23 protein-coding genes and 1 pseudogene are annotated in these 21063 nt (G+C 62.1%); 18 read left to right on the top strand and 6 right to left on the bottom strand.

The window, feature by feature from the left end:
• Nucleotides 1–785: 785 nt before the first annotated feature.
• The 16 genes from GO615_RS13720 to copK (GO615_RS13645) all read left to right on the top strand — a co-directional run bounded on the left by GO615_RS13720 (nt 786) and on the right by copK (GO615_RS13645) (nt 14803).
• Nucleotides 786–1034, top strand: coding sequence for a hypothetical protein (locus GO615_RS13720; RefSeq protein ID WP_169128949.1), 249 nt, complete (start codon nt 786–788; stop codon nt 1032–1034).
• Between the two features lie 1075 nt (nt 1035–2109).
• Nucleotides 2110–2502, top strand: coding sequence for a CzcE family metal-binding protein (locus GO615_RS13715; protein ID WP_169128947.1), 393 nt, complete (start codon nt 2110–2112; stop codon nt 2500–2502).
• 110 nt (nt 2503–2612) lie between these two features.
• A complete protein-coding gene (gene copK / locus GO615_RS13710) occupies nt 2613–2894 on the top strand; it encodes a periplasmic Cu(I)/Cu(II)-binding protein CopK (RefSeq protein WP_169128945.1) in 282 nt (93 codons plus the stop codon).
• A 245-nt stretch (nt 2895–3139) separates the two neighbouring features.
• Nucleotides 3140–3529, top strand: a complete 390-nt coding sequence (locus tag GO615_RS13705; protein WP_169128943.1) for a CzcE family metal-binding protein — start codon at nt 3140–3142, stop codon at nt 3527–3529.
• A 102-nt stretch (nt 3530–3631) separates the two neighbouring features.
• Nucleotides 3632–3913: a periplasmic Cu(I)/Cu(II)-binding protein CopK gene (gene copK / locus GO615_RS13700; protein WP_169128941.1), complete on the top strand. Its 282-nt coding sequence runs from the start codon at nt 3632–3634 to the stop codon at nt 3911–3913.
• 344 nt (nt 3914–4257) lie between these two features.
• Nucleotides 4258–4539 carry a periplasmic Cu(I)/Cu(II)-binding protein CopK gene (gene copK / locus GO615_RS13695; RefSeq protein ID WP_169128939.1) on the top strand — a complete coding sequence of 94 codons (282 nt, stop codon included), beginning with the start codon at nt 4258–4260 and terminating at the stop codon, nt 4537–4539.
• A gap of 398 nt (nt 4540–4937) precedes the next feature.
• The gene (locus GO615_RS13690; protein ID WP_246262279.1) at nt 4938–5411 is read left to right on the top strand and encodes an ankyrin repeat domain-containing protein; all 474 of its coding nucleotides are present in this window, start codon (nt 4938–4940) and stop codon (nt 5409–5411) included.
• Nucleotides 5412–5870: 459 nt separating this feature from the next.
• Nucleotides 5871–6365, top strand: coding sequence for a MerR family transcriptional regulator (locus GO615_RS13685; protein WP_169128935.1), 495 nt, complete (start codon nt 5871–5873; stop codon nt 6363–6365).
• Nucleotides 6366–6367: 2 nt separating this feature from the next.
• Nucleotides 6368–6832 carry a hypothetical protein gene (locus GO615_RS13680; protein ID WP_246262278.1) on the top strand — a complete coding sequence of 155 codons (465 nt, stop codon included), beginning with the start codon at nt 6368–6370 and terminating at the stop codon, nt 6830–6832.
• A 135-nt stretch (nt 6833–6967) separates the two neighbouring features.
• On the top strand, nt 6968–8263 hold the full coding sequence (locus tag GO615_RS13675) for a TolC family protein (protein ID WP_169128931.1): 1296 nt from the start codon (nt 6968–6970) through the stop codon (nt 8261–8263).
• 22 nt (nt 8264–8285) lie between these two features.
• The gene (locus GO615_RS13670; protein WP_169128929.1) at nt 8286–9842 is read left to right on the top strand and encodes an efflux RND transporter periplasmic adaptor subunit; all 1557 of its coding nucleotides are present in this window, start codon (nt 8286–8288) and stop codon (nt 9840–9842) included.
• A complete protein-coding gene (locus tag GO615_RS13665) occupies nt 9839–12994 on the top strand; it encodes an efflux RND transporter permease subunit (RefSeq protein WP_169128927.1) in 3156 nt (1051 codons plus the stop codon). Before GO615_RS13670 ends, GO615_RS13665 begins: the two co-directional genes overlap by 4 nt.
• 57 nt (nt 12995–13051) lie before the next feature.
• Nucleotides 13052–13327 carry a CopK family periplasmic copper-binding protein gene (locus GO615_RS13660; RefSeq protein ID WP_169128925.1) on the top strand — a complete coding sequence of 92 codons (276 nt, stop codon included), beginning with the start codon at nt 13052–13054 and terminating at the stop codon, nt 13325–13327.
• Between the two features lie 65 nt (nt 13328–13392).
• Nucleotides 13393–13749, top strand: coding sequence for a copper-binding protein (locus tag GO615_RS13655; protein ID WP_169128923.1), 357 nt, complete (start codon nt 13393–13395; stop codon nt 13747–13749).
• A gap of 292 nt (nt 13750–14041) precedes the next feature.
• A complete protein-coding gene (locus GO615_RS13650) occupies nt 14042–14413 on the top strand; it encodes a CzcE family metal-binding protein (RefSeq protein WP_422614272.1) in 372 nt (123 codons plus the stop codon).
• 108 nt (nt 14414–14521) lie between these two features.
• A complete protein-coding gene (copK, locus tag GO615_RS13645) occupies nt 14522–14803 on the top strand; it encodes a periplasmic Cu(I)/Cu(II)-binding protein CopK (RefSeq protein ID WP_169128919.1) in 282 nt (93 codons plus the stop codon).
• Nucleotides 14804–15141: 338 nt separating this feature from the next.
• Here copK (GO615_RS13645) and GO615_RS13640 read toward each other — a convergent pair whose 3' ends face one another.
• Nucleotides 15142–15414 carry a hypothetical protein gene (locus tag GO615_RS13640; protein WP_169128917.1) on the bottom strand — a complete coding sequence of 91 codons (273 nt, stop codon included), beginning with the start codon at nt 15412–15414 and terminating at the stop codon, nt 15142–15144.
• Between the two features lie 322 nt (nt 15415–15736).
• A pseudogene (locus tag GO615_RS29385) lies at nt 15737–15865 on the bottom strand (HD-GYP domain-containing protein); the annotation flags it as partial.
• Between the two features lie 152 nt (nt 15866–16017).
• On the opposite strand from GO615_RS29385, the gene GO615_RS13630 reads away from it, so the two are divergent.
• On the top strand, nt 16018–16824 hold the full coding sequence (locus GO615_RS13630) for a transporter family protein (RefSeq protein WP_169128915.1): 807 nt from the start codon (nt 16018–16020) through the stop codon (nt 16822–16824).
• 350 nt (nt 16825–17174) lie between these two features.
• Here the strand turns inward: GO615_RS13630 and GO615_RS13625 are convergent, their stop codons facing one another.
• The 3 genes from GO615_RS13625 to GO615_RS13615 all read right to left on the bottom strand — a co-directional run bounded on the left by GO615_RS13625 (nt 17175) and on the right by GO615_RS13615 (nt 20038).
• Entirely contained in the window at nt 17175–19469 is a 2295-nt protein-coding gene (locus GO615_RS13625; protein WP_169128913.1) for a TonB-dependent receptor, read from the bottom strand.
• An 8-nt stretch (nt 19470–19477) separates the two neighbouring features.
• Nucleotides 19478–19681 (bottom strand): hypothetical protein, encoded by a 204-nt coding sequence (locus tag GO615_RS13620; RefSeq protein WP_169128911.1) that lies wholly within the window; start codon nt 19679–19681, stop codon nt 19478–19480.
• A gap of 141 nt (nt 19682–19822) precedes the next feature.
• On the bottom strand, nt 19823–20038 hold the full coding sequence (locus tag GO615_RS13615; RefSeq protein WP_169128909.1) for a hypothetical protein: 216 nt from the start codon (nt 20036–20038) through the stop codon (nt 19823–19825).
• A 40-nt stretch (nt 20039–20078) separates the two neighbouring features.
• Between GO615_RS13615 and GO615_RS13610 the strand changes: the two genes are divergently transcribed.
• Complete coding sequence (locus GO615_RS13610) at nt 20079–20231, top strand: hypothetical protein (RefSeq protein ID WP_169128907.1); 153 nt, start codon at nt 20079–20081, stop codon at nt 20229–20231.
• A 260-nt stretch (nt 20232–20491) separates the two neighbouring features.
• Here the strand turns inward: GO615_RS13610 and GO615_RS13605 are convergent, their stop codons facing one another.
• On the bottom strand, nt 20492–20998 hold the full coding sequence (locus GO615_RS13605; RefSeq protein WP_169128905.1) for an ankyrin repeat domain-containing protein: 507 nt from the start codon (nt 20996–20998) through the stop codon (nt 20492–20494).
• Between the last annotated feature and the right edge of the window lie 65 nt (nt 20999–21063).

Raw genomic sequence — 21063 nt, 5'->3', positions numbered from 1 at the left:
TGTGCATCCCGGCTGCGATCACAATCGTCTACCGAAAGCACTCCCCCAATCTTGAGCGGCGACAACTTCAGTCTATGCGCACATCGCTGACATCATGATGACGTACAAATTACATCGCAATGCAACTGGAGACAGACTCTTGCCTGGCGGATGCGGCGCGCTGCGGTCAACCGATGCCATGCGCTCATCCTCCGGCCGGTAGGCAAAAGATCCCGTTGGACTGAACTGCCTCACGGGCGGTGGGGCACTATGGGAATTGAATGGGCGGAACCCAAGACGTCGCACCGGGGTGGCGATCTGGATCGGATACGTGTTCCGATCTGCACAGTCTAGCGTCTTGGCGGCGGCTCTCTGGTGCCGTGCACGGTTGTGCATGAGCAGCCTCAGCACGCCGTCAAGAACATCGCGGAGTGCGTGAATCGACAGAGGGCGGATGGGTCATCTGGTGCCGTCCGGTCGCAGGTTGGGCGGCACCATCGTCTCGATAGCGTCCAACTTTCGACAGGGGTAGGCGCGACCGCAGACCTCGGTCGTGACCAGGTTGGCGGCGAACAGCAACGCCATCATTATCCAACGCGGACCTCGCCTGAATGTGCCGCCTTCGGCCCCGCAGCGCGTCGATCACCCCCTACCGCGCGGTACAGTCCAGTCAATTCTTACAAAGAAGTAATTTTCACGTCATGCCTACTCAAGGCAAGGCGGGTAATACTAACCTTATGAGTCGGGCAAGGTGCCCTTCTCACTACCGCCCGACCTCGAAAGTACTCTTTAGACGGAGAACCTCCATGACACCGAAACGGATCCTTATCGCCAGCGTGCTGTCTGTCTCTGCATTCGTCACCCCGGTGGTTAATGCAGCCTCGCCAACTACGGATGTTCCGAGGGCCGAGACGCAAAAACCCGAGTCTCAGGTCAGCCCGCATAGCCACGTGCAGGAAAAACTTGCAGTTTCAACGCCGAAAGCAGCGGACAGCAAGTTGCAGCACGCAAAAAAACCACTTCACGATCATAACAAATTTCACAAGAATCAATGACACGACCCGTCGGCCCGGCATCGACTCGATCTCAAGCAAGACGGCCGCGGCGGGCCGACCACTATAGCGACGATGAAGTAATCCAAGGGCCTCACGTGGACGTATGTGATGCGCGGAAACCCTCAGTGACATGTATTGCTCACTCACTATCGTTAGGCGTCTTGTTTACCCGCATCGTCGATGCGCGAAACATCGCCTCAATCCTCCGTTCATCTCCAAACGCCAACACTGAAGGGAGCCATCGCACTTGACGCGCCCCTTCGGCGACACACCTGGCTCGAAAACATCGATATGCCATAATTTAATAAAATGCAATGCTGAGCCGAGGCCATTGAAAATCGTCAGGCTGCCACTGGCAGCGCACAACCATCGGCCGTTCAACGAAATCGCGAAGCAGCGATCATCCCTGCCCCCGACTTCGTGAATCTTGATAATCCATGAATTCCGCATCCACTCCGGTGCAACGGCTAATTCTAGCCACGTTGCAGTCCGTCCAGATGTCTCCATTCCTTCCGCCTCCTTGCCGACCGCAGACCTTCCGGTTTGCCGAAAACGTGCATACCCCGTTTCAGCTGCGGCGATCTACTTGACCCTCACTCCGCACCACTGCGTCCTCGCCAACGCCTTCCAAATTAAAGTTGACGCTCCGCAAGCGACCCAGCATGCATCGGGCAACCATTCTCGAGTGGCCATGGACTGAATGTAATGCGTGCCATTCGATTTAGCAAGTCAGACCACGTCAGGAGCAGCATTTGGCATACGGACCGATCTGCTTCGCGGTCTGAAACAGGCGTCGTTGACACCATCTACGCTTCCTGGATGAAACGGTCATCCACCGGTCATCCGAAATTCCTAACGCCAATTATTAGTTGCGCCCAGCATTCTATTTTCGGAGACCCAAGCATTTGTGCTTCGGAGTCGCCGCTACTCGACTAACGTCCCGCTGGCATACATTACTTTTCAATTACGCATATGTAATGCAGCGGTCATTCCTATGTTAGGCACCCACGACTAACATAGTCTCACGAGGGTTCGATTAAGGCCGTCCGATCATGAACCTGCAGGGGTAAGTACCATGAACGTGAGTTTCCCACGAGTCATAGCACTAACAATACTAGTTGGCGCGGGCACCGCAAATGCTCTAGCACATACCGACTACTCCGAAGCCGGCGCCTCGCACTGGCTAGAACACGCACAAGCGGCTTCCGGTCAGCCAACTAAGCGACAACTGGCGCCTTATGGATATTTATCGTCAGCCCCTGCGGAACGTACCGCAATTATCGACCGAAACACCCGCTCTCTCAACGTCGTGCAGATGGAGACCGTCGCCATTCGCATTGGCGACAAGACGATCAATTGGACATTTGATGCTTACCCACGGCCGTTTCCGCTCACCGAGATCATTCCGGAAGCCAAGGGTGTTACGGTTTACGTCGAGGAAAACCCTATGTATCGCGGCGGACGTTAAGCGCTACCAATGATGACGTGCGGTCGGAGGCGTCATTTCACACACCGTCAATGCCGGCAGTGTCACACCGTGGAACATAATCTTCACCGTTCACCAACCAGGAGCCAGTCATGCTTATGAAACTTATTGCCTCAGCAGCATCCGTTTTGATTGCGACGTCCGCATTCGCAGTGGACCAAGGAAATGTGGAAAAGTCTTACGAACTGAAGGATGGCTCAACCGTCTACATCTTCAAGGACGGAAAGATGGCTATGGAGAATAAAGTCGGCCAGGCTGTTTCCATGAAGGAGGGACATACGATGGAGACGAAGGACGGCAAGAAGATCATGATGAAAGGTAACGAAATCTGGCGTCTCGATAGCGCGCTACATCGCGAGCACCAGACAAATTGAGTCCATGCGGTCTAGGAACGACCGCGTTCGATTGGCCCGCGCCCAGATTGCAGAGCGGGCCAATTCGTTTTCAAGCAAATGGGTGATGATTCGCGCCCCTCGGATCTCACCCCAGTTTTCGCAATAATCGGAAGTGACGTAGACGTAATCACCACGTCACTTTGCCGTCAGAGACTGCCGTCTATCATTGGTTCATGATTGCTTGCGCGCGAGCAATTGAACGTCGTCAGGCACGAGGATGCACTATGAAAACGTTGACGCGGCTTGTCCTCGCTTCAGGTCTACTCACTGCGGCCTCTGGCGCATTCGCACATGAAGACTGTTCGGAAAAAAGCGCCACTCACTGGTGCGGACATGTTGCAGCATTTTCCAGCCAACCGACCGAACAGCAACTCGCCCGCTACGGTTATGCATCGTCTGCCATGCCAACTCGGGAAGTCATAATCGATAAGGTCAAACGCCATATCAATGTGGTACGGCTTGAAACCGTCGCGATTCGCATGGCAGAAAAGACCGCTAACTGGACCTTCGACACGTTCGGGACAGCCAGCTTTTCGCTTGCAAAGGCCATTCCTGGCACAGAGGGGGTTACTGTCTACGTGGATGAAAATCCGATGTATCAGGGAGGTCGCTAGGGTTCAAGCAGACGGTCAAAAATTCGGTACGCGACCGAGAAACGTACGCGCACCGGCACTGGGCTCGCGTTTGAACCGCCCCACACCTAGGAGGAGCCAATCATGCTCACGAAGACTGCTATCGCACTTGCTTCGACCCTGATCGCAGCATCCGCATTCGCCGTTGACGAGGGAAATATTGAGAAGTCCTACTCACTAAAGGACGGATCAACGGTGTACGTATTTAAGGATGGCAAGATGGCTATGGAAGACAAATTCGGGCAGTTTGTCACAATGAAGGAAGACCATGCCATGGAAACGAAGGATGGTAAGAAGATCATGATGAAGGGTAACGAAATCTGGCGGCTTGAGAGGGAGTTGCATCGCGAACGTGGCGGCAGCTAGGTCTCATTGTCACGAGCGTGGGTTACTGAACCACGCATCCCGCCTCCGGGATAACTGGTTGTTAGCAATCGTAGAGCCTACGGCAGGTTCATGCGGATGCATACTGTAGTAAGAATCAGCCGCCTGTTCATGATTTTACGACGATCTAACAGGCTTGATCCGGACGCTTGAAGCGCCCGAGAATTTCGGTTTTCAGGGGCAGTCAACCATCCCCCCACGGTCAATAAGGCTGCTTGTAGTCGGTTTTGCGAGGCCCACTCGGGTTCGGCGATATCAAAATAACCTTTGCATCACCATTCTAACCGCTTCGCCCGCTGAGGCGACATTAACGAGAGGAGCCTATCATGCGTATGAAAATCGCGGTCGCGGCAGTGTCCGCGCTGTTGGCAGCATCGGTCTTTGCTGTGGACCAAAGCACGGTCGAGAAGTCATATCAACTCAAAGATGGATCAACCGTGTACGTGTTCAAGGACGGCAAAATGGCCATGGAAAACAAATTCGGCCGGGTCGCAAGAATGGAGGAAGGTCACGTGATGGAAACGAAAGATGGCCAGAAGATTATGATGAAGGGCGATGAGATCTGGCGACTTGAAAGGGCGCTACATCCGAATCGCGGCGGTCGCTGACACTGCAATTCAATCGCAGTGCAAGTCCAATGGCCTGGGCGCCCCCGGCACCGCAGGCCGTTTCTTCATTAACCGGCAGTTGATAGACGTAAGTGGCGCGCCGAGCACCTTTCTCCGGTTGGTGTGCCGTGGCCACTTTCTCGCTTGCGAGCGTCAAATCGGACCGGCTTTTCATGTCGAAGCCGTTCCAGGGCTCCCAGCTCGCCTTTCGGCGAGACCCTGACGAATCTCGCCTTAAGCGTGCGTGCCATCCCGCCTGCCCGACAGGCTGCTGATGTGCATCAAGTTGCGGGAGGCGAAACACATCACGGCCTGTCGGACAATCGCCCCCGAAAGGAACGGGCGCGGGTATCGCACCGATGAATGACTCGACTCACAGCGCATCGAGTACCGCTCGTATGACAACTGCCCTCCTCGACGCAATCCGTGCAGGCAATGTGCAGGACGTTTGTCGTTTACTTGACGACGGATTGTCCTGCGAGTGTCGGGATGTCGAAGGTTGCAGTGCGTTGTTTCACGCGGTGCATGGTCGTCAATGGGGAGTCGTCGACAGCTTGCTGGCGCGGGGGGCTTCCATCGACCTGGCCGACTATCGGGGTTGGACGCCGATTTTTTGGGCAGCCTTCAATGGACACGCGGATATCGTCTCGTTCCTGATCGGCCGCGGCGCCAACCCTGACAGTCGCACGGTGGAGGGGGAGTGGCCGCTGTTTTGGGCCGTTTATAAGGGCCACACCTCGGTCGTTCGGTACCTACTAATCGGCGGAGCGAGACGAGACTTGCTCGATACGGACGGCCACGATGTCCTCTGGCTGGCGCGAACACTGAAGCGGTGGGATGTGGTCGCGCTACTGGAGGGGCAGCGTCAGTAGACCACCGCTTGGACGCCCACCGCGAGCGTCACTGCCACTTCGCCTATGTGTCAGCGGTAATCCAATAATCCCAACTCGGTAATCGCGAAATCACGCTCGATGTAGGGGCCGGAGGCGAAATCGAGGTTCGAGGGTACGATTGCGCCGGGAAGCGGGCAGTTCACCCGAGAGCGACTCAAGCAGCGCCAGTCCATGCTGGATCATTACGGGCCGATGCAGCCAGATGATGGATCTCGGGATGCGGCAGCAGCACCCCAGATGGTGTGGCATCCGGTGCGGCCTCACGCTGAAGGAAAGCGCAATGGCAGTGGCGAACATGCTGTCGATGAATCTGGCATTGGCGCGGGGTTGGCCACGGTGCCGGGGGCCAACTTGAGCTGCACCGATTCCCTTGTGGACATGGACATTCACCGGCACTAAACTCCGTAGCATCAAACTGAGTTTTGGTTGATTCCGCCCGTGCCTACCCGTGCCTTCACCATCCGCAAAATCGCCGACGCCGCCGGTGTCGGGGTGGAGGCCGTGCGTTATTACCAAAGGCGCGGCTTGCTGCACGAGCCGCAGCGCGTGGCGGGCGGATTCCGGGAATATTCGGCGGACGACGTGCAACGCCTGCGCTTCATCAAGCGGGCGCAGGAACTGGGGTTTTCGCTCGATGATGTCGCCGAACTGGTGTCATTGAGTGCCGAACGCGACCAGGTACACGTGCGCGAAGTGACCAGGCGGCGCGCCGCCGAGATTCGGGAGCGCATCGGCCGGCTGGAAGCGATGGCTTCCGCGCTGGAGGGACTGGTTTCCTGCTGTGCCCGGGCGCCGCAGTCGCAGGCCTGTCCGATCATCGCGGCGTTGACGACGGACCCCGTTGCGGAAGCCCCGGCGGGTGGACCGCAGGTGCGCCTTCGGACGGCGTCCGGTGCCGAGCGACCTGCCCACGCCGACGCGGTGGAGCATTGACCATGATCCGGCGCGTCAAACGATCGGTTTGCCAGCTGTTGATTGGCATTCTGCTGTTTTCGCAAATGGCGCTCGCGGCTTACGCGTGCCCGCAACTGTCGTCGGCCGAGTTCAGCGAGCGGTCGGCGATGCCGACCATGGGTTCGAAGGGTAGTCCGGCCGGCGCGGACACGGCCATGGCAGGATCCGAGACGACAACGCCGGTCGTGGACATGGCGCCCGGATGTCCCGAGATGGGTCAGGCGGACCCCGATAATCCCAACCTCTGCGTCGAACAGGTTCATTTCGGCCAGCAGAGCGATCAGACGCAGACACCGACGGTGCCTGCGGTAGTGCTTTCCAACCTTTATACCCTCCCCCTCTTGCCGGAGCCGACCGGGCCGACCCGGCCCGCCGCAGCGGCGGCCAGCCTACTCGCTGCCACCTCCCCGCCGCACGCCATCCTGCACTGCTGCTTCCGACATTGATCCTCCAGACGACGCTGCGCTGACGACCTGAGCGGTCGTCCGGCGCATCGGTTCCGCTCGTCCGTGCTTGCGAGTTTCGACTCGCCGGCGGCGGGATTTATCCCGAGCTGACTCGTTCCCCTGTCTGGAGCTCTGATGTTTTCTGACTCATTCCGCTTCTCGCGGAGGCGTGTCGTCGCGCACGCCATCGCCTTGGCCCTCGGCATCACCGCCCTGGGCGCTCATGCCGACAACGTGCTGGATTTCGACCAGGCGCTGCGCCTGGCGCAGGACCGTTCGCGCCAACTCGCCGCCCAGGGCGCCTCCGCCACCGCCGCCCGCGAAATGGCGATAGCGGCCGCCCAGTTGCCTGATCCGATGCTCAAGGCCGGGATCAACAATCTGCCGGTCGGCGGCCCTGACCGGTTCAGCCTCACACGCGATTTCATGACCATGCGCTCGATCGGGGTGGCACAGGAATTCACGCGCGAAGACAAGCGCAAGGCGCGCGCGGCGCGCTTCGAGCGCGAAGCCGAGGCGGCGCAGGCCGCTGGAGTACTGGCCTTGTCCAACCTGCAGCGCGACACGGCGCTGGCCTGGCTGGACCGCCACTACCTCGAGCGCACGCGCGAGATCCTGGTTAGCCAGCGCGACGAGGCTAGTTTGCAGATCGCGGCAGCCGATGCCGCGTACCGCGGCGCGAAGGGATCCCAGGCCGACGTCTTCGCGGCACGCGCTTCCGTGGCGCAGATCGAAGACCGTATCGCCGAGGCAGAAACACAGGTCGCAACGGTCCGGATGCGGTTGGCGCGCTGGATCGGCGACGACGCCAACCTGCCCTTGGGCGGGCTCCCGCCGACCGACGCCGTCCGCCTGAGCGCGGTGGATCTCGATGCGCGCCTTGCCCACCATCCGCAGATCCGGGTGATGAGCAAGCAGGAAGAAATCGCCGACGCCGAGGTGCAACTTGCGCGCGCCAACAAGCAGGCGGACTGGAGCGCGGAGCTGATGTTCAGCCAACGCGGTCCCGCATTCTCGAACATGGTCTCGATCAACGTCTCGATTCCGCTGCAATGGGATCAGAAGAATCGCCAGGACCGTGAACTCGCCGCGAAGCTCGCCGTCGGCGAGCAGATGCGCGCCCAGCGCGAAGAAGCGTCGCGCGAACACGTCGCCGAGGCCCGCGCGATGCTGCAGGAATGGCAGAGCAACCGGGCGCGCCTGACACGCTACGACGACTCGCTGATCCCGCTGGCCGCGGAGCGCACTCGTGCGGCGATGGCCGGCTACCGCGGCGGCACGGTGAACCTCTCCGCGGTGCTCGACGCCCGTCGCAACGAAATCGACACGCGTCTGAAGCGCCTGCGCCTCGAACTGGACACCGCGCGCCTGTGGGCGCAACTCAACTACCTGCTCCCGGCCGACCGCGACGTCGCAACGCCCCGTCCTTGAGCCTGCCATGGAAAACCACCCTATGAAACTCAAACCCTTCGTGATCGGCCTCCTCCTCGCCGGCGTACTCGCTGCCGGCGGCTATGGCCTGTACGCCCTCGGCATGCAACGTGGCATGGACCACGCGAGCAGCGCCGCAGGCGCCGGGTCCGGTTCGGCAGGCGCGGCCGCCCCGACGCAGGCCGGTGACATCGATCCGTCCACCGGCAAGAAGGTGCTGTACTGGCACGACCCGATGGTACCGGGGCAGAAGTTCGACAAGCCGGGCAAGTCGCCCTTCATGGACATGCAACTGGTGCCGGTCCATGCCGACGGCGACGGTGACCAAAGCCAGGTGACGGTGAGTGCCCGGGTGCAGCAGAACCTGGGGGTGCGCACCGCCGAGGTGAGGCGGGGCACGCTTTCGCCGCAGGTCGAGGCCGCCGGCAGCATCGCCTTCAACGAGCGCGACCAGGCACTCGTGCAGGCGCGGGCCACTGGCTACGTCGAGCGCCTCTATGTGCGCGCCACGCTCGACCAGGTCGCCAAGGGCCAGCCGCTGGCCGACCTCTACGTGCCGGACTGGGTCGCCGCCCAGGAGGAGTTCCTGTCGGTGCGTCGCCTGCAGGGCAGCGATCTGGCCGGGCTGATCGATGGCGCCCGTCAACGCATGCGTCAGGTCGGCATGAGCGACGAGCAGATCCGCCGGGTCGAGGTCGCCGGCCGCGTGCAGCCGCGCATCACCCTCACGGCGCCCATCGGCGGAGTCGTCACCGAGTTGATGGCGCGCGAGGGCATGACGGTGATGCCGGGCGCGACCCTGTTCCGCATCAACGGGCTGTCCACCGTCTGGGCCAACTCCGAAATCCCCGAGAGCCAGGCCGGACTGCTGCGCCCGGGGGCTGGCGTGGAAGCGCGCTCCCCGGCGCTGCCCGGCACCGTGTTCAAGGGCAAGGTGCAGGCGATCCTGCCCGACGTTAACCCGGCCACGCGCACCCTCAAGGCGCGGGTGGAGCTCGTCAACCTCGTGGCCAACCCCGGCGCGCAACTGGCGCCGGGGATGTTCGTCAGCGTGCTCCTGGGCGCCCGGACCGAGGAGGGGCTGATGGTGCCGACCGAAGCGATCATCCAGACCGGCAAGCGCACGGTGGTGATGCTGGCTGAAGTCGACGGCAAGTTCCGTCCGGTGGATGTCGACATCGGCATCGAGGCGGACGGCCAGACCGAGATCAAGCATGGCCTGGAGGCCGGCCAGAAGGTGGTGGTATCGGGCCAGTTCCTGGTGGATTCCGAGGCCAGCCTCAAGGCGACGACCACTCGCATGGAGGGCAGCCCCCCGGCGCAGCTCGCCGCGCCGGTCGAGCACCGCGGCGAAGCCAGGATCGAAGCCATCGGCAAGGATGCCGTCACGCTGTCCCACGGCCCCATTCCGTCGTTGCAGTGGGGCGCGATGACGATGGAGTTCGGCGTGCCGGCGACCGGTTTGCCGCCAGGGTTGAAGCTCGGCCAGTCGGTGGCCTTCGCGTTCATGATGACCAAGGATGGCCTGCCGGTGCTGACCCGCATCGAGCCGAAGGGCGCGATGGAGCAGAGGCCATGATCGCCCGGCTCATTCGCTGGTCGATCGAAAACCGCTTCCTGGTGCTGCTGGCCACCGCGATGGTGGCAGCCTGGGGCGTCTGGTCGGTGGGCAAGACCCCGCTCGATGCGCTGCCCGATCTCTCCGACGTGCAGGTCATCATCCGCACGACCTACCCGGGCCAGGCGCCGCAGATCGTCGAGAACCAGGTCACCTACCCGCTCACCACGACCATGCTGTCGGTGCCGGGCGCCAAGGCGGTGCGCGGCTTCTCGTTCTTCGGCGACTCCTTCGTCTATGTGCTGTTCGACGATGGCACCGACCTCTACTGGGCGCGCTCGCGCGTCCTCGAATACCTGAACCAGGTGCAGTCGCGCCTGCCGACGAGCGCAAAGGCCTCGCTCGGGCCGGACGCCACCGGCGTAGGCTGGGTCTATGAATACGCGCTGGTCGATCGCACGGGCCAGCATGATCTGGCCCAGTTGCGTGCGCTGCAGGACTGGTTCCTGAAATACGAGCTGAAGGCCGTGCCCAACGTCGCCGAAGTGGCTTCGATCGGCGGCATGGTCAAGCAATACCAGGTCGTGCTCGACCCCGACAAGCTGCGTGCCTACAACCTGCCGCACGGCACCGTCGTGGACGCGATCCAGAAGGCCAACCAGGAGAACGGCGGTTCGGTGCTGGAGCTTGGCGAGGCCGAATACATGGTGCGCGCCTCGGGATACCTGCAATCGCTGGACGACTTCCGCAAGATCCCGCTGATGACGACCGACGCCGGCGTGTCGGTACGCCTGGGCAACGTCGCGCGAATGCAGGTCGGGCCGGAGATGCGGCGCGGCATCAGCGAGCTCGACGGCGAAGGCGAAGTCGCCGGCGGCGTCATCGTCATGCGCACCGGCAAGAACGCCTTGGAGACGATCGCCGCGGTCAAAGCTAAGCTTGAGACGCTGCAATCGAGCCTGCCCGCGGGCGTCGAGATCGTGCCGGTCTATGACCGTTCCGGCCTGATCGAGCGCGCGGTGGATAACCTCACCCACAAGCTGGTCGAGGAGTTCATCGTCGTCGCGGTGGTCTGCTTCCTCTTCCTGTTCCACCTGCGCTCGGCCTTCGTCGCGATCGTGTCGCTGCCGCTCGGCATCCTTGCCGCCTTCATCGTCATGCGCTACCAAGGCGTCAACGCCAACATCATGTCGCTGGGCGGCATCGCCATCGCCATCGGCGCCATGGTCGATGCGGCGGTGGTGATGATCGAGAACGCCCACAAGCATCTCGAGCAGTGGAAGCACGAGCATCCAGACCACGCGCTGACGGGTGATGCGCACTGGCGGGTCATCGGCGACTCGGCCGCCGAAGTCGGCCCGGCGCTGTTCTTCTCACTGCTCATCATCACCCTGTCCTTCATCCCGGTGTTTACGCTGGAAGCGCAGGAAGGGCGGCTGTTCTCGCCGCTGGCCTTCACCAAGACCTACGCCATGGCGGCGGCCGCCGGCCTGGCGGTGACGCTGATCCCGGTGCTGATGGGCTACCTGATCCGGGGACGCATTCCGGACGAACAGAGCAACCCGCTCAACCGCTTGCTGATCGCGGCCTATCAGCCCTTGCTGAATGCGGTGCTGCGCGTCCCCAAGACGACCCTGGCGGTCGCCGCCCTGATCCTGGTCGGAAGCGTCTGGCCGCTGCAGCACATCGGCGGCGAGTTCATGCCGCCGCTCGATGAAGGGGATCTGCTCTACATGCCCTCGGCGCTGCCGGGGCTGTCGGCCGGCAAGGCGTCGGAGCTCCTGCAGCAGACCGACCGCCTGATCAAGACCGTGCCCGAGGTGGCGAGCGTGTTCGGCAAGGCCGGACGCGCCGAGACGGCGACCGACCCGGCGCCGCTGGAAATGTTCGAGACGACGATCCAGTTCAAACCCCGCGAGCAGTGGCGACCCGGCATGACCCAGGACAAGCTGGTGGACGAGCTCGACCGCATCGTGAAGGTGCCGGGCCTGGCCAACATCTGGGTACCACCGATCCGCAACCGCATCGACATGCTGGCCACCGGCATCAAGAGCCCGGTCGGCGTGAAAGTGGCCGGCACGAGCCTGGCCGAGATCGACCGCATTACCGCCGACATTGAGCGCGTGCTGAAGGACGTGCCCGGCGTCTCGTCGGCGCTCGCCGAGCGGCTCACCGGCGGCCGCTACATCGACGTCAAGATCGACCGCGATGCCGCCGCGCGCTTCGGCATGAACATCGCCGACGTGCAGTCGGTGGTCGCGTCGGCCATCGGCGGCGAGAACATCGGCGAGACGGTCGAGGGCCTGTCGCGTTTCCCGATCAACGTGCGCTACCCGCGCGAGATCCGCGACTCGGTGGAACGCATCCGGGCGTTGCCGATCGTCACCGAGCGCGGCGCGCGCATCCTGCTCTCGGATGTGGCGCAGGTCGCGGTGGTGGACGGCCCGCCGATGCTCAAGAGCGAGAACGCGCGTCTGTCCGGCTGGGTGTATGTGGATATCCGCGGGCGCGACCTGCGTTCGGCCGTGCACGACATGCAGCGGGCGGTGGCCGAACACGTGAAGACGCCGCCCGGCTATTCGATTTCGTGGTCGGGCCAGTTCGAGTTTCTGGAGCGGGCGACGGCCAAACTCCAGGTGGTGGTGCCGTTCACGCTGCTCATCATCTTTGTGCTGCTGTACCTGACCTTCAAGCGCTTCGACGAGGCGCTGCTGATCATGGCAACGCTGCCCTTCGCCCTGGTCGGCGGCATCTGGCTGCTCTACCTGCTCGGCTACAACCTGTCGGTGGCCGGCGCCGTCGGCTTCATAGCGCTCGCCGGCGTCTCGGCCGAGTTCGGCGTGATCATGCTGCTCTACCTGAAAAGCGCCTGGGACGATCGCATCGATCAGGGCAAGACCGGCACCGCCGACCTGCTCGAGGCCATCCGCGAAGGCGCGGTGCTGCGCGTGCGCCCCAAGGCGATGACCGTCGCCGTCATTCTCGCCGGGCTGCTCCCGATCATGTGGGGGGGTGGCACGGGGTCCGAAGTCATGCAGCGCATCGCCGCACCCATGGTGGGCGGCATGATCACCGCGCCGCTGCTGTCGATGTTCGTGATCCCGGCCGTCTACCTGCTGTTGCGCCGACGCCGTCGCGCCCCCGAACCGGGAAAGGAGGTGGTCCAAATGTGATCGATCGACTCAGGCAAGCCCATGCAATCCACTTGATTAACCAGAAGGAGAATGATCATGCGCAAGTTGCTGATCCCGATGCTGCTGTCTCTCTCGCTGTCCGTCTTCGCCGCTGAAGAACGGGTCCAAGCACAGGTCATCGAGCTCAAGGATGGCGGCAAGGTCACCCTGCAGAAAGACGGCACGATGGTTCATATCGACGCCGCCGGCAATCGCGTCAAGATGAAGAACGGCGTGAAGATGGAAGGCAAGGACGGAACCCAGTACGTGATGAAGAACGATGCCTTGTGGAAGACGATCACCGAGAAAGGCACCCTGAACCCGAAGTTCTAGCAGGACGGGGCTGGTTCGATCAGCCCCGGCATCTCCTCCAATCCCCGAATGAAAGGAAGCGACTCATGAAGAAAACGATTCTCGTCCCCGCGTTGGCCACCCTGATGCTGGCGGGCAGCGCCTTTGCACAGCAGCAGATGGATGGCATGAAAGGCACGGACATGAAAGGCATGGACATGGGCAAGCCGTCCGCCCCGAGCGTGAAGGCCCATCAGGCCGTCGGCGTCGTCAAGGCGCTGGACGCCACCGCCGGCACGGTGACTTTCGCCCACGAAGCGGTCAAGAGCATGAACTGGCCGGCGATGACCATGACCTTCGGCATCAAGGACAAGATGCTGTTGGACAAGCTCGCCGACGGCAAGAAGGTGGAATTCGAGTTTGTGAAGGAAGGCAAGGACTATGTCGTGACCAAGGTCAAGTAAGCGCTGCTACAAAGCCTTGGGGGGATTGCCCCCAGGGCTCTTCGCAGTCCGCGGGAGAAGGGGCGACGATCGGCCAGTGGGCATGAGGGCATCGTCACGGAAGCCATCAGCAAGATGGTCACGACGCTCCGTCGTTCCTGTCCTGTACATGACATAAAGCTAAAGTAGAAGTAATTTCGGGGTCATCTTGCTGTCGGGGGATCCCTCCTAGCATGTGCTCATGGTCGCTCGCATGTGAACGGCCGACTCAGACACTGCAAGGGGAATCACCATGAACAGCACATTGAACCGCATGGTCGTTGCAACGGCGCTGATTGCTGCGGCATCCGGCGCATCCGCCCACACGGACTATTCCGAAAGCGGTACCGCGCACTGGCTGGAACAAGTCCAGGCGTCTTCCAGCCAGCCCTCCGAGCGGCAACTGGCCCCCTACGGTTATGCCGCACCCGGCGGCGCGGCCGGTCGCCTCATCGTCGTCGACAAGGACACGCGTTATCTCAACGTCGTGCAACTGGAGACCGTCGCCATTCGTGTCGGCGACAAGACGGTCAACTGGACCTTCGACGCGTTCCCGATGCGCAGTTTCCCGCTGTCGAAAATCATTCCTGGCGCCGAAGGCGTGACGGTGTACGTCGCCGAAAGCCCGCTTTACCGGGGACGCTGATTTCTGGGACGGGTATCGGCGTGCCGCACGAGCGGGGACCGGATGAGGAAATTCACCGCACGGGCCTGCTCGACTTCATCTGCTGCAACACATCACGAGGAAGCCATCATGTTCACGAAACTCGCTACCGCTGCCGCATCTATCCTGATCGCCACCTCGGCTTTCGCCGTGGATCAGGGTAATGTCGAGAAGTCCTACGAATTGAAGGACGGCTCGACGGTGTACATCTTCAAGGACGGCAAGATGGCCATGGAAGACAAATTCGGCCGGGCTACCTCAATGAAGGAAGGTCATGAAATGGAAACGAAGGACGGCAACAAAATCATGATGAAGGGCAATGAGGTCTGGCGTCTTGACAGCCTGCTGCATCGCGACCATCGAGGGAGGTAAGCTGCCCGGCCGCGAAGCGGCTGCAGTCGAACGGCCCGCATACCGACAGGCATGGCGGGCTGTTCTCTTTATCCGTGCCCCTACTCGTTGCCAAGCAGGATCCGTTTGACGGGATCGATCGGCCCGAGGTCACGCCCCTTATCAGTACTGTTTCTACTTATTCTGATGCAACCATGATCGCACTCGACGATCCAGCGCTTGCGCAGGACGATGGCGCAACAGCGGTAATTCACCGCATCCTCGGGACAACCCGTTGCAGCGGCAAGAAGGCGGCAGGCACACCGCACACCGTGTGTGCACGGCATTTCATGACGCATGAAAGACGCGACGTCACCTCGTCACTTCATATCGCGCTGGTGATCGTGTCGCTGGAGCGGTGTTTTTTCCTTCGCTGCAATTTTGTCGTCCGAGTCTGGGGTCGCGGTAGGTACGCCGAGTTTCTCGGTCATGTGATTGTGGCGCGGTGTCGTGGGTCTGGTAGTTGCCTGTGTCGGTAGCGCCGTGCTGGTGGTCTGCCCGGCAGCTGGTGATTCCGGCGCGGCATTCGCTCCGAAGGAAAGCGCGACGAGCGCAGAGAATGCGCTGATGGCAACTGCAGTCCTGGATTTCATGATGGTCTCCGGTGATGGTTTGCGAATCCGCTCTTGGCGTGGTCGTGCCAGAATCCTTCGCACATATTGCCAGTGTGCGCCGGAGTGGCTGCCCCATCGATGACGTGTGGATTATCTGTTTGTAAACCTCGCGAAACGTGCGGCAAACATTGGGTACATGGCCCACTTGCTGGCCAAGAAACTCAGGCCAGAGGAGCGTCCCCGCACTTATTCTCGACCATGTGCCGCGGGACCTATTCGTCCGCGGCGAACCGAGGACGGCTTCCGGATCGAACTGGCGACCGCTCATGCGTAGGATTTCCGTCTTCGCGGTGTCGAATGGCAATCCCCTGCGGCAGGGGCGGTTCGAGGTCATCGCATCTAGGGTGTCGATGACTGCGAACAGCCGGGTGCCGAAGGGAATCGCCTCGCCCTGTAGGCCGCGCGGATAGCCCGTGCCGTCGAAGCGCACCTCGTGACACAGGACGATTTCGGATTGACGATCTGTGGCCTGCAGCTATCAATCAGCGCTACCATGCACAACAGATAGCCGCTTGAACGCTTGAACTCCGCGCTTTTCAACCGACCGCAATTGGTGCTGCCGTTTATTGCAAGGAACCGTTCATGTCAAATCATCTTTTCATTCTGGCGCTGGCCGCGACCCTGGGTCTGCCCCTCCACGCCTCGGCCGAAGGGGCCAAGAAGATCCAGGACAACTCCTTCCTGGTCGAGGAGGCTTACAACCAGGAAGCTGGCGTGGTCCAACACATCCAGAGTTTCATGTACCTGAAGCAGTCGAAGGAGTGGGCCTATTCGTTCACGCAAGAATGGCCCGTCCCCGATGAAACACACCAACTCTCCTACACCATTCCCGTGCTCCGGACACCTGATCCGGGCGCCTCGACCGGCGTTGGCGACATTCTCCTTAACTACCGCTATCAGGCCGTCGCCAACGAGCGCGTCGCCTTCGCGCCTCGGCTGTCGATCATCGCGCCGACCGGCGACTACAAGAATGGGCATGGCACCGGGGCGACGGGGATTCAGGTGAACCTGCCGCTGAGTGTCGAATTGTCCGACACGGTGGTCACCCACTGGAATCTCGGCGGAACCTACACGCCGAAATCGAAGGAACCCGGCGGCGCCCGTGCCGATACGGTGGGCTCGAACTATGGGGCCAGCCTCATTTATCTGATGACCCCGAATTTCAACTTGATGCTGGAGGCGGCCGGAGCAAATTTTCAGGTGGTGCAGCCGGATGGCAACACACAACGCGAGAAGACGATGTTCATCAATCCGGGCTTCCGCTACGCCGCCAACTTCGATTCGGGGCTTCAGGTCGTGTCCGGGGTTTCCCGGCCGATTGGGGTCGGCTCGTCATCGGGAACGCAGGGGGTGCTGGTCTACCTGTCGCTCGAGCACCCGTTCAAGTAAGGCCACGGCCCCAACCCCCACGAGATCAACATGTCAGATTGCTGCGACACCGTTTGCACCCCCGACCAACCGGTGAGTCCGCGTTACCGCCGGATGCCATGGATTGCGCTGTAGGTCAACGCGCTGATGTTCGGCATCGAGATCGTCGACGGGATTGCCTCGGGATCGGTGTCGCCGTTGACCGATGCTGTCGATTTTGCGGGGAACGCGGCCAATTAAGGGCAGTCGTTGGTCGTGCTGTCGCTCGGACTGGTCTAGAGTGCGCGGGCTGCGCTGGTTAAGGGTTTGAGCATGGGTGACCTCCACACATGCCTCTTTATGCGGGGACGGACTCTGCCCGCAACGGATCATCAGTTCTTCCAGGCGTAGCGCACGCCTACCCACGCACTACGCGGCGCGCCCGGGGCGACAAACCGTTCGTGGCGCCATCCGTCCGGATCTGCTTCAAAGGCGTTGCCGGGACCGACGAACGGGTTCTCGGCCAGCGCACCCGCGGTGGCGTAGTGCTGGTCGAAGACATTGTCGATGCGGCCGAACACCGTCCACCCGCGAGCGAGCTTGTAGTCGGCGTTCAGGTGCACCACGACGTAACCGGGAAGCTTGCCGCGGCCTCCGAACTCGTCGTTCGGTTTGTGGCGATTGTTCTCATTGCCGCGCACGTATTGGCCGGAGTAGGCGAGGAGGTCGGCACCCAGGCGCAGCGTGTCGCTGGCGCGCCAGCCCAGACCGAGCTTGAGGCTATGCTCGGGCAGGCCGGGGAGGCGGTCGCCGCGCGAAACGCGGATCTCGTCGTCGGGGCAGCCCCCCTCGCCCTCGGTGCTGTTGTTCTCGGCAAGCATGCAGGCGGAGGACTGGAAGGTGGCCTCGAGGTAGCTGTAGTTTACGCGCCAATCGAGGGCGCCGGTCTCCCCGGAAAGGCCCAGTTCGACGCCTTCGCGGCGCGTACGGCCGAAGTTGGTGAAGTAGCCGAGGCTGCCGCCGGTGCCGACGAAGAGGATGTCGTCGCGGTTGGTGCTGCGGAAGACCGTGGCATTCCACTGCGTGTTGCCGGCGAGTCTGCCGCGCACACCCAGCTCAAGGGTCCGGGTGACGACCTGGTCGAGGAAGGGGTCGGCGGCCATCGCATTGGGCAGGCTGCAGGCATTCTCGGGATCGGCGCACCCCAGCTCGATCGGCGTCGGCGCGCGGCTGCCCTGGGAGAAGCCGCCGTACACGGTGAGGGTCGGTGCGGCTTGCCAGGTGAGCCCCAGCGCGGGGTTGAGCTTGCGGTAGGTGAAGTCGCCGTTGAGGGCGTCGCCCATGTGGTCGCGGTTGATTACCCGGGTGCGATTGAAGCGTAGCGAGCCGGTCAGATGCACGGAGGGGGGAAGCGTGACGGTGTCGGTCGCGTAGACGCTGGTGGTTCGGGTGCGGCCGAGCAGGCTGTTCACCTGCTCCTCGTCTTCCTCGGCCGCGATGCCGCGATTGCCGGTGAGCGCGCCGCCCTGCTCACTCTGACGGAAGCTGGCACGGCTGCGGTCGTGCGACACCCCGACGGCGAACTGGTGGGCACCGGCGATGCGGCTCCACTGCAAGGCCAGTCCCGCGGCATTCTGGTCGGTACGGGTGCGGTTGAGCACACCGCTTTCGGGTTCCTCCCCGGCGGGAAAGCCGGCATCGGCCCATTCCTCGAACTCGTCCTCGTACTCGTCGTTGCCGTCGCCGTTCAGCGTGCGCGTGCGGGTACGCCGGACGTAGACGGTGCCGGAGATCTGGTCGTCGTCGCTCAGCCAATGGCCACCGGACAGCGCCAGCAGGGTGCTGCGGTTCTTCGTCTGGTCGGGATGGGTGAAAATGGCTTCATGCCGCTGACGTTCCATGCTCTTCGGCACCAGGCCGTTGCCGATGAGATCGGTGTTGGCGTGGGCCAGCGTGAGGGCGAGATCCGTCTTCCCCGTGGCCCACGCGAGCTTGCCGAACAGCTGGCCGACCTCGGACGGAGAACGGTCACGCCACCCGTCCTCCTTCATCCCCTCCGCAGCGACAAACCAGGAGAGTTCGTCGCGCTTACCGCCATGTTCGACGGACCCGCCACGGCGGCCGAAGGATCCGCCATACAGCTCGATCTCCCCTCCGGGGTGGGTGTCGCCGCGCTTGGTCTCGATCGCCAGCGCGCCGCCCAGAGTGTTGAGACCATAGAGGGGGTTGGAGCCGGGCACCAGCACCGTGGTGGCGATCGCCGCCTGGGGGATCAGGTCCCAGTTCACTACGTCGCCGAAGGGCTCATTCACGCGCACGCCGTCGAGGAACACGGACAGGCCCTGCGGCGTGCCGAGCAGCGGCGAGGCGGAGAAGCCGCGGTAATTCACGTCGGCCTGGTAGGGGTTGCCCTGCATCTCATTGACATTGACGCTAGGCAGGCTGCGCTGCAGGTCTTCGGCCAGGGATTGGCCACCCGCCTCGCGCAGGCGTTGGCCGCTGAGGGTCTGGACGTTGGCGGGGACCTGGTCCTTCGGGAGGCCAATACCGGGCAGCGGCGTGGTGCCGACGACCTCCACCGGCGCGAGCTCGACGGGCTCGGCGGCGAGCGCCATCGTCACGGGTCCGAATGAGGCGATGGCGAGGGCCAATGCTTTGCGGATCGGTGCCCGGTTATCGTGCTGCATGATGCTCCTCACAGTGTAATCGCATCGGTCGGATGATTGTTCGGGTGGCATTCGGTGCGCCGGATACTTGGCGATGTCTCGTTTCCTTTCCATTCGTCCGTCAATGCCAAGTCCTGCCGGATACATCGCGCATCGACGTCCATCCGCACGCTGCGGTGGGCAGCACTACGCGGCGTCGCTGCAGAATACGTGACCTTCGCGTCGTCTTCCACAGCAGAAGGTTCCCGACTTTTATCCGGTGCGCGCGCCGCCCGACTGGGGCTGGCTTGTCACCGGTCACGACTGACTCGGCGAGCATCCCGTTCTGCGCGGCCTCGCGTTTGGGCCAGATGACAGGCGCACATCAAGCAAATTTAATTCGCGAAACCAATTCGGATCCATGCGATGTCGAGTGGAAAAATATGTTTCAGCTCACCGAAACGGGTAAGTACCCGATCGACCTCGGCCTGCCGGTCGAAGTTGAGCGCCCCCGCAACCACGACGAAGGCTGGGAAGTGAAACTCAGTGGTCTGGCGCAGAAGGATCTCGGCAAGGTCCAGCTCAACTTGAACCTGCTCGCCGAGCGTCATTTCGACGCTAAAAAAAGAGCGAGACTGTGTTGGGGTACCAATGGCAGCTCAAGTATGTCTGATGCCGACCTTCGAGTACGGTCTGCAGGGTTTCGGCGAAGTCGGCAAGTGGGACGACTGGGAATCGTCGAGCGACCAGCAGCACAAGGCCGGCCCAGCGATCTTCGGCAAGCTGCCGGTGGGTAACCACTAGTCGATCAAGTACAACGCCGCCCACCTCGTCGGCATGACGAACGCAACACCTGAGCACACCCTGCGCATGCCGGTAGAATTCGCATTCTAAGCCTCAACGCTCCGCGGGATCGGCATCACGTCACCGATGCCGATCCCCGATCTGCAGGGCAACTCGTGCCTGCTCGTAAGGAGCGCTGCGTATTAAGTGATCCCCGGCGGCCCATTGAGCGGCGATGCGCACATGCGCCCCGGCGTGCTCCCATTGCCGAAGCAAGTCACTTACCGTCTTTCCAGCATCGCTATGATGTCCCGTCGCTTCAAAGTCCGCGCGAGCCACAGCATGTCATGGCCCTCCTCATCGAGCAGGTCCCTCCTTGCTCCGCCGATCAGCAGGTTTCGAACAACCGCCGTGTGGCCCTTGTATACCGCCCAAAACAAGGGCCACTCCCCGTCTTCCGTGCGCAGGTCGGGATCGGCGCCGCGGCCGATCAGGAATGAGACGATGTCCGCATGTCCGTTGAAGGCGGCCCAGAAGAGCGGCGTCCAGCCACGACGATCGGGCAGATCGATCGACGCGCCGTGCGCCAACAAGGCGTCAACGATGTCCCACCGACGGTGGAATGCGGCCAAGAACACCAGACTGCATCCCTCCGTGTCCTGCCAGTCGGACGGCAATCCTTCCTCGAGCCGCCTCAGCACTTCCGGAACGTTGCCGTGGCGAACTGCGTCGAGCAACTCCGGCCCGACTCGGTCGCCCCACGCTTCATGATGGACGTCGTCATTCATCGCTTCGGTCCTGCAGAGCCTGAGCGATGACCGGTCGGCCGTCGATCAGAATCGACGATTCCCTG

Source organism: Aromatoleum evansii, assembly GCF_012910805.1.
GTDB classification, from domain to species: Bacteria; Pseudomonadota; Gammaproteobacteria; order Burkholderiales; family Rhodocyclaceae; genus Aromatoleum; species Aromatoleum evansii.
This window is presented reverse-complemented; position numbering and strand designations above follow the sequence as displayed.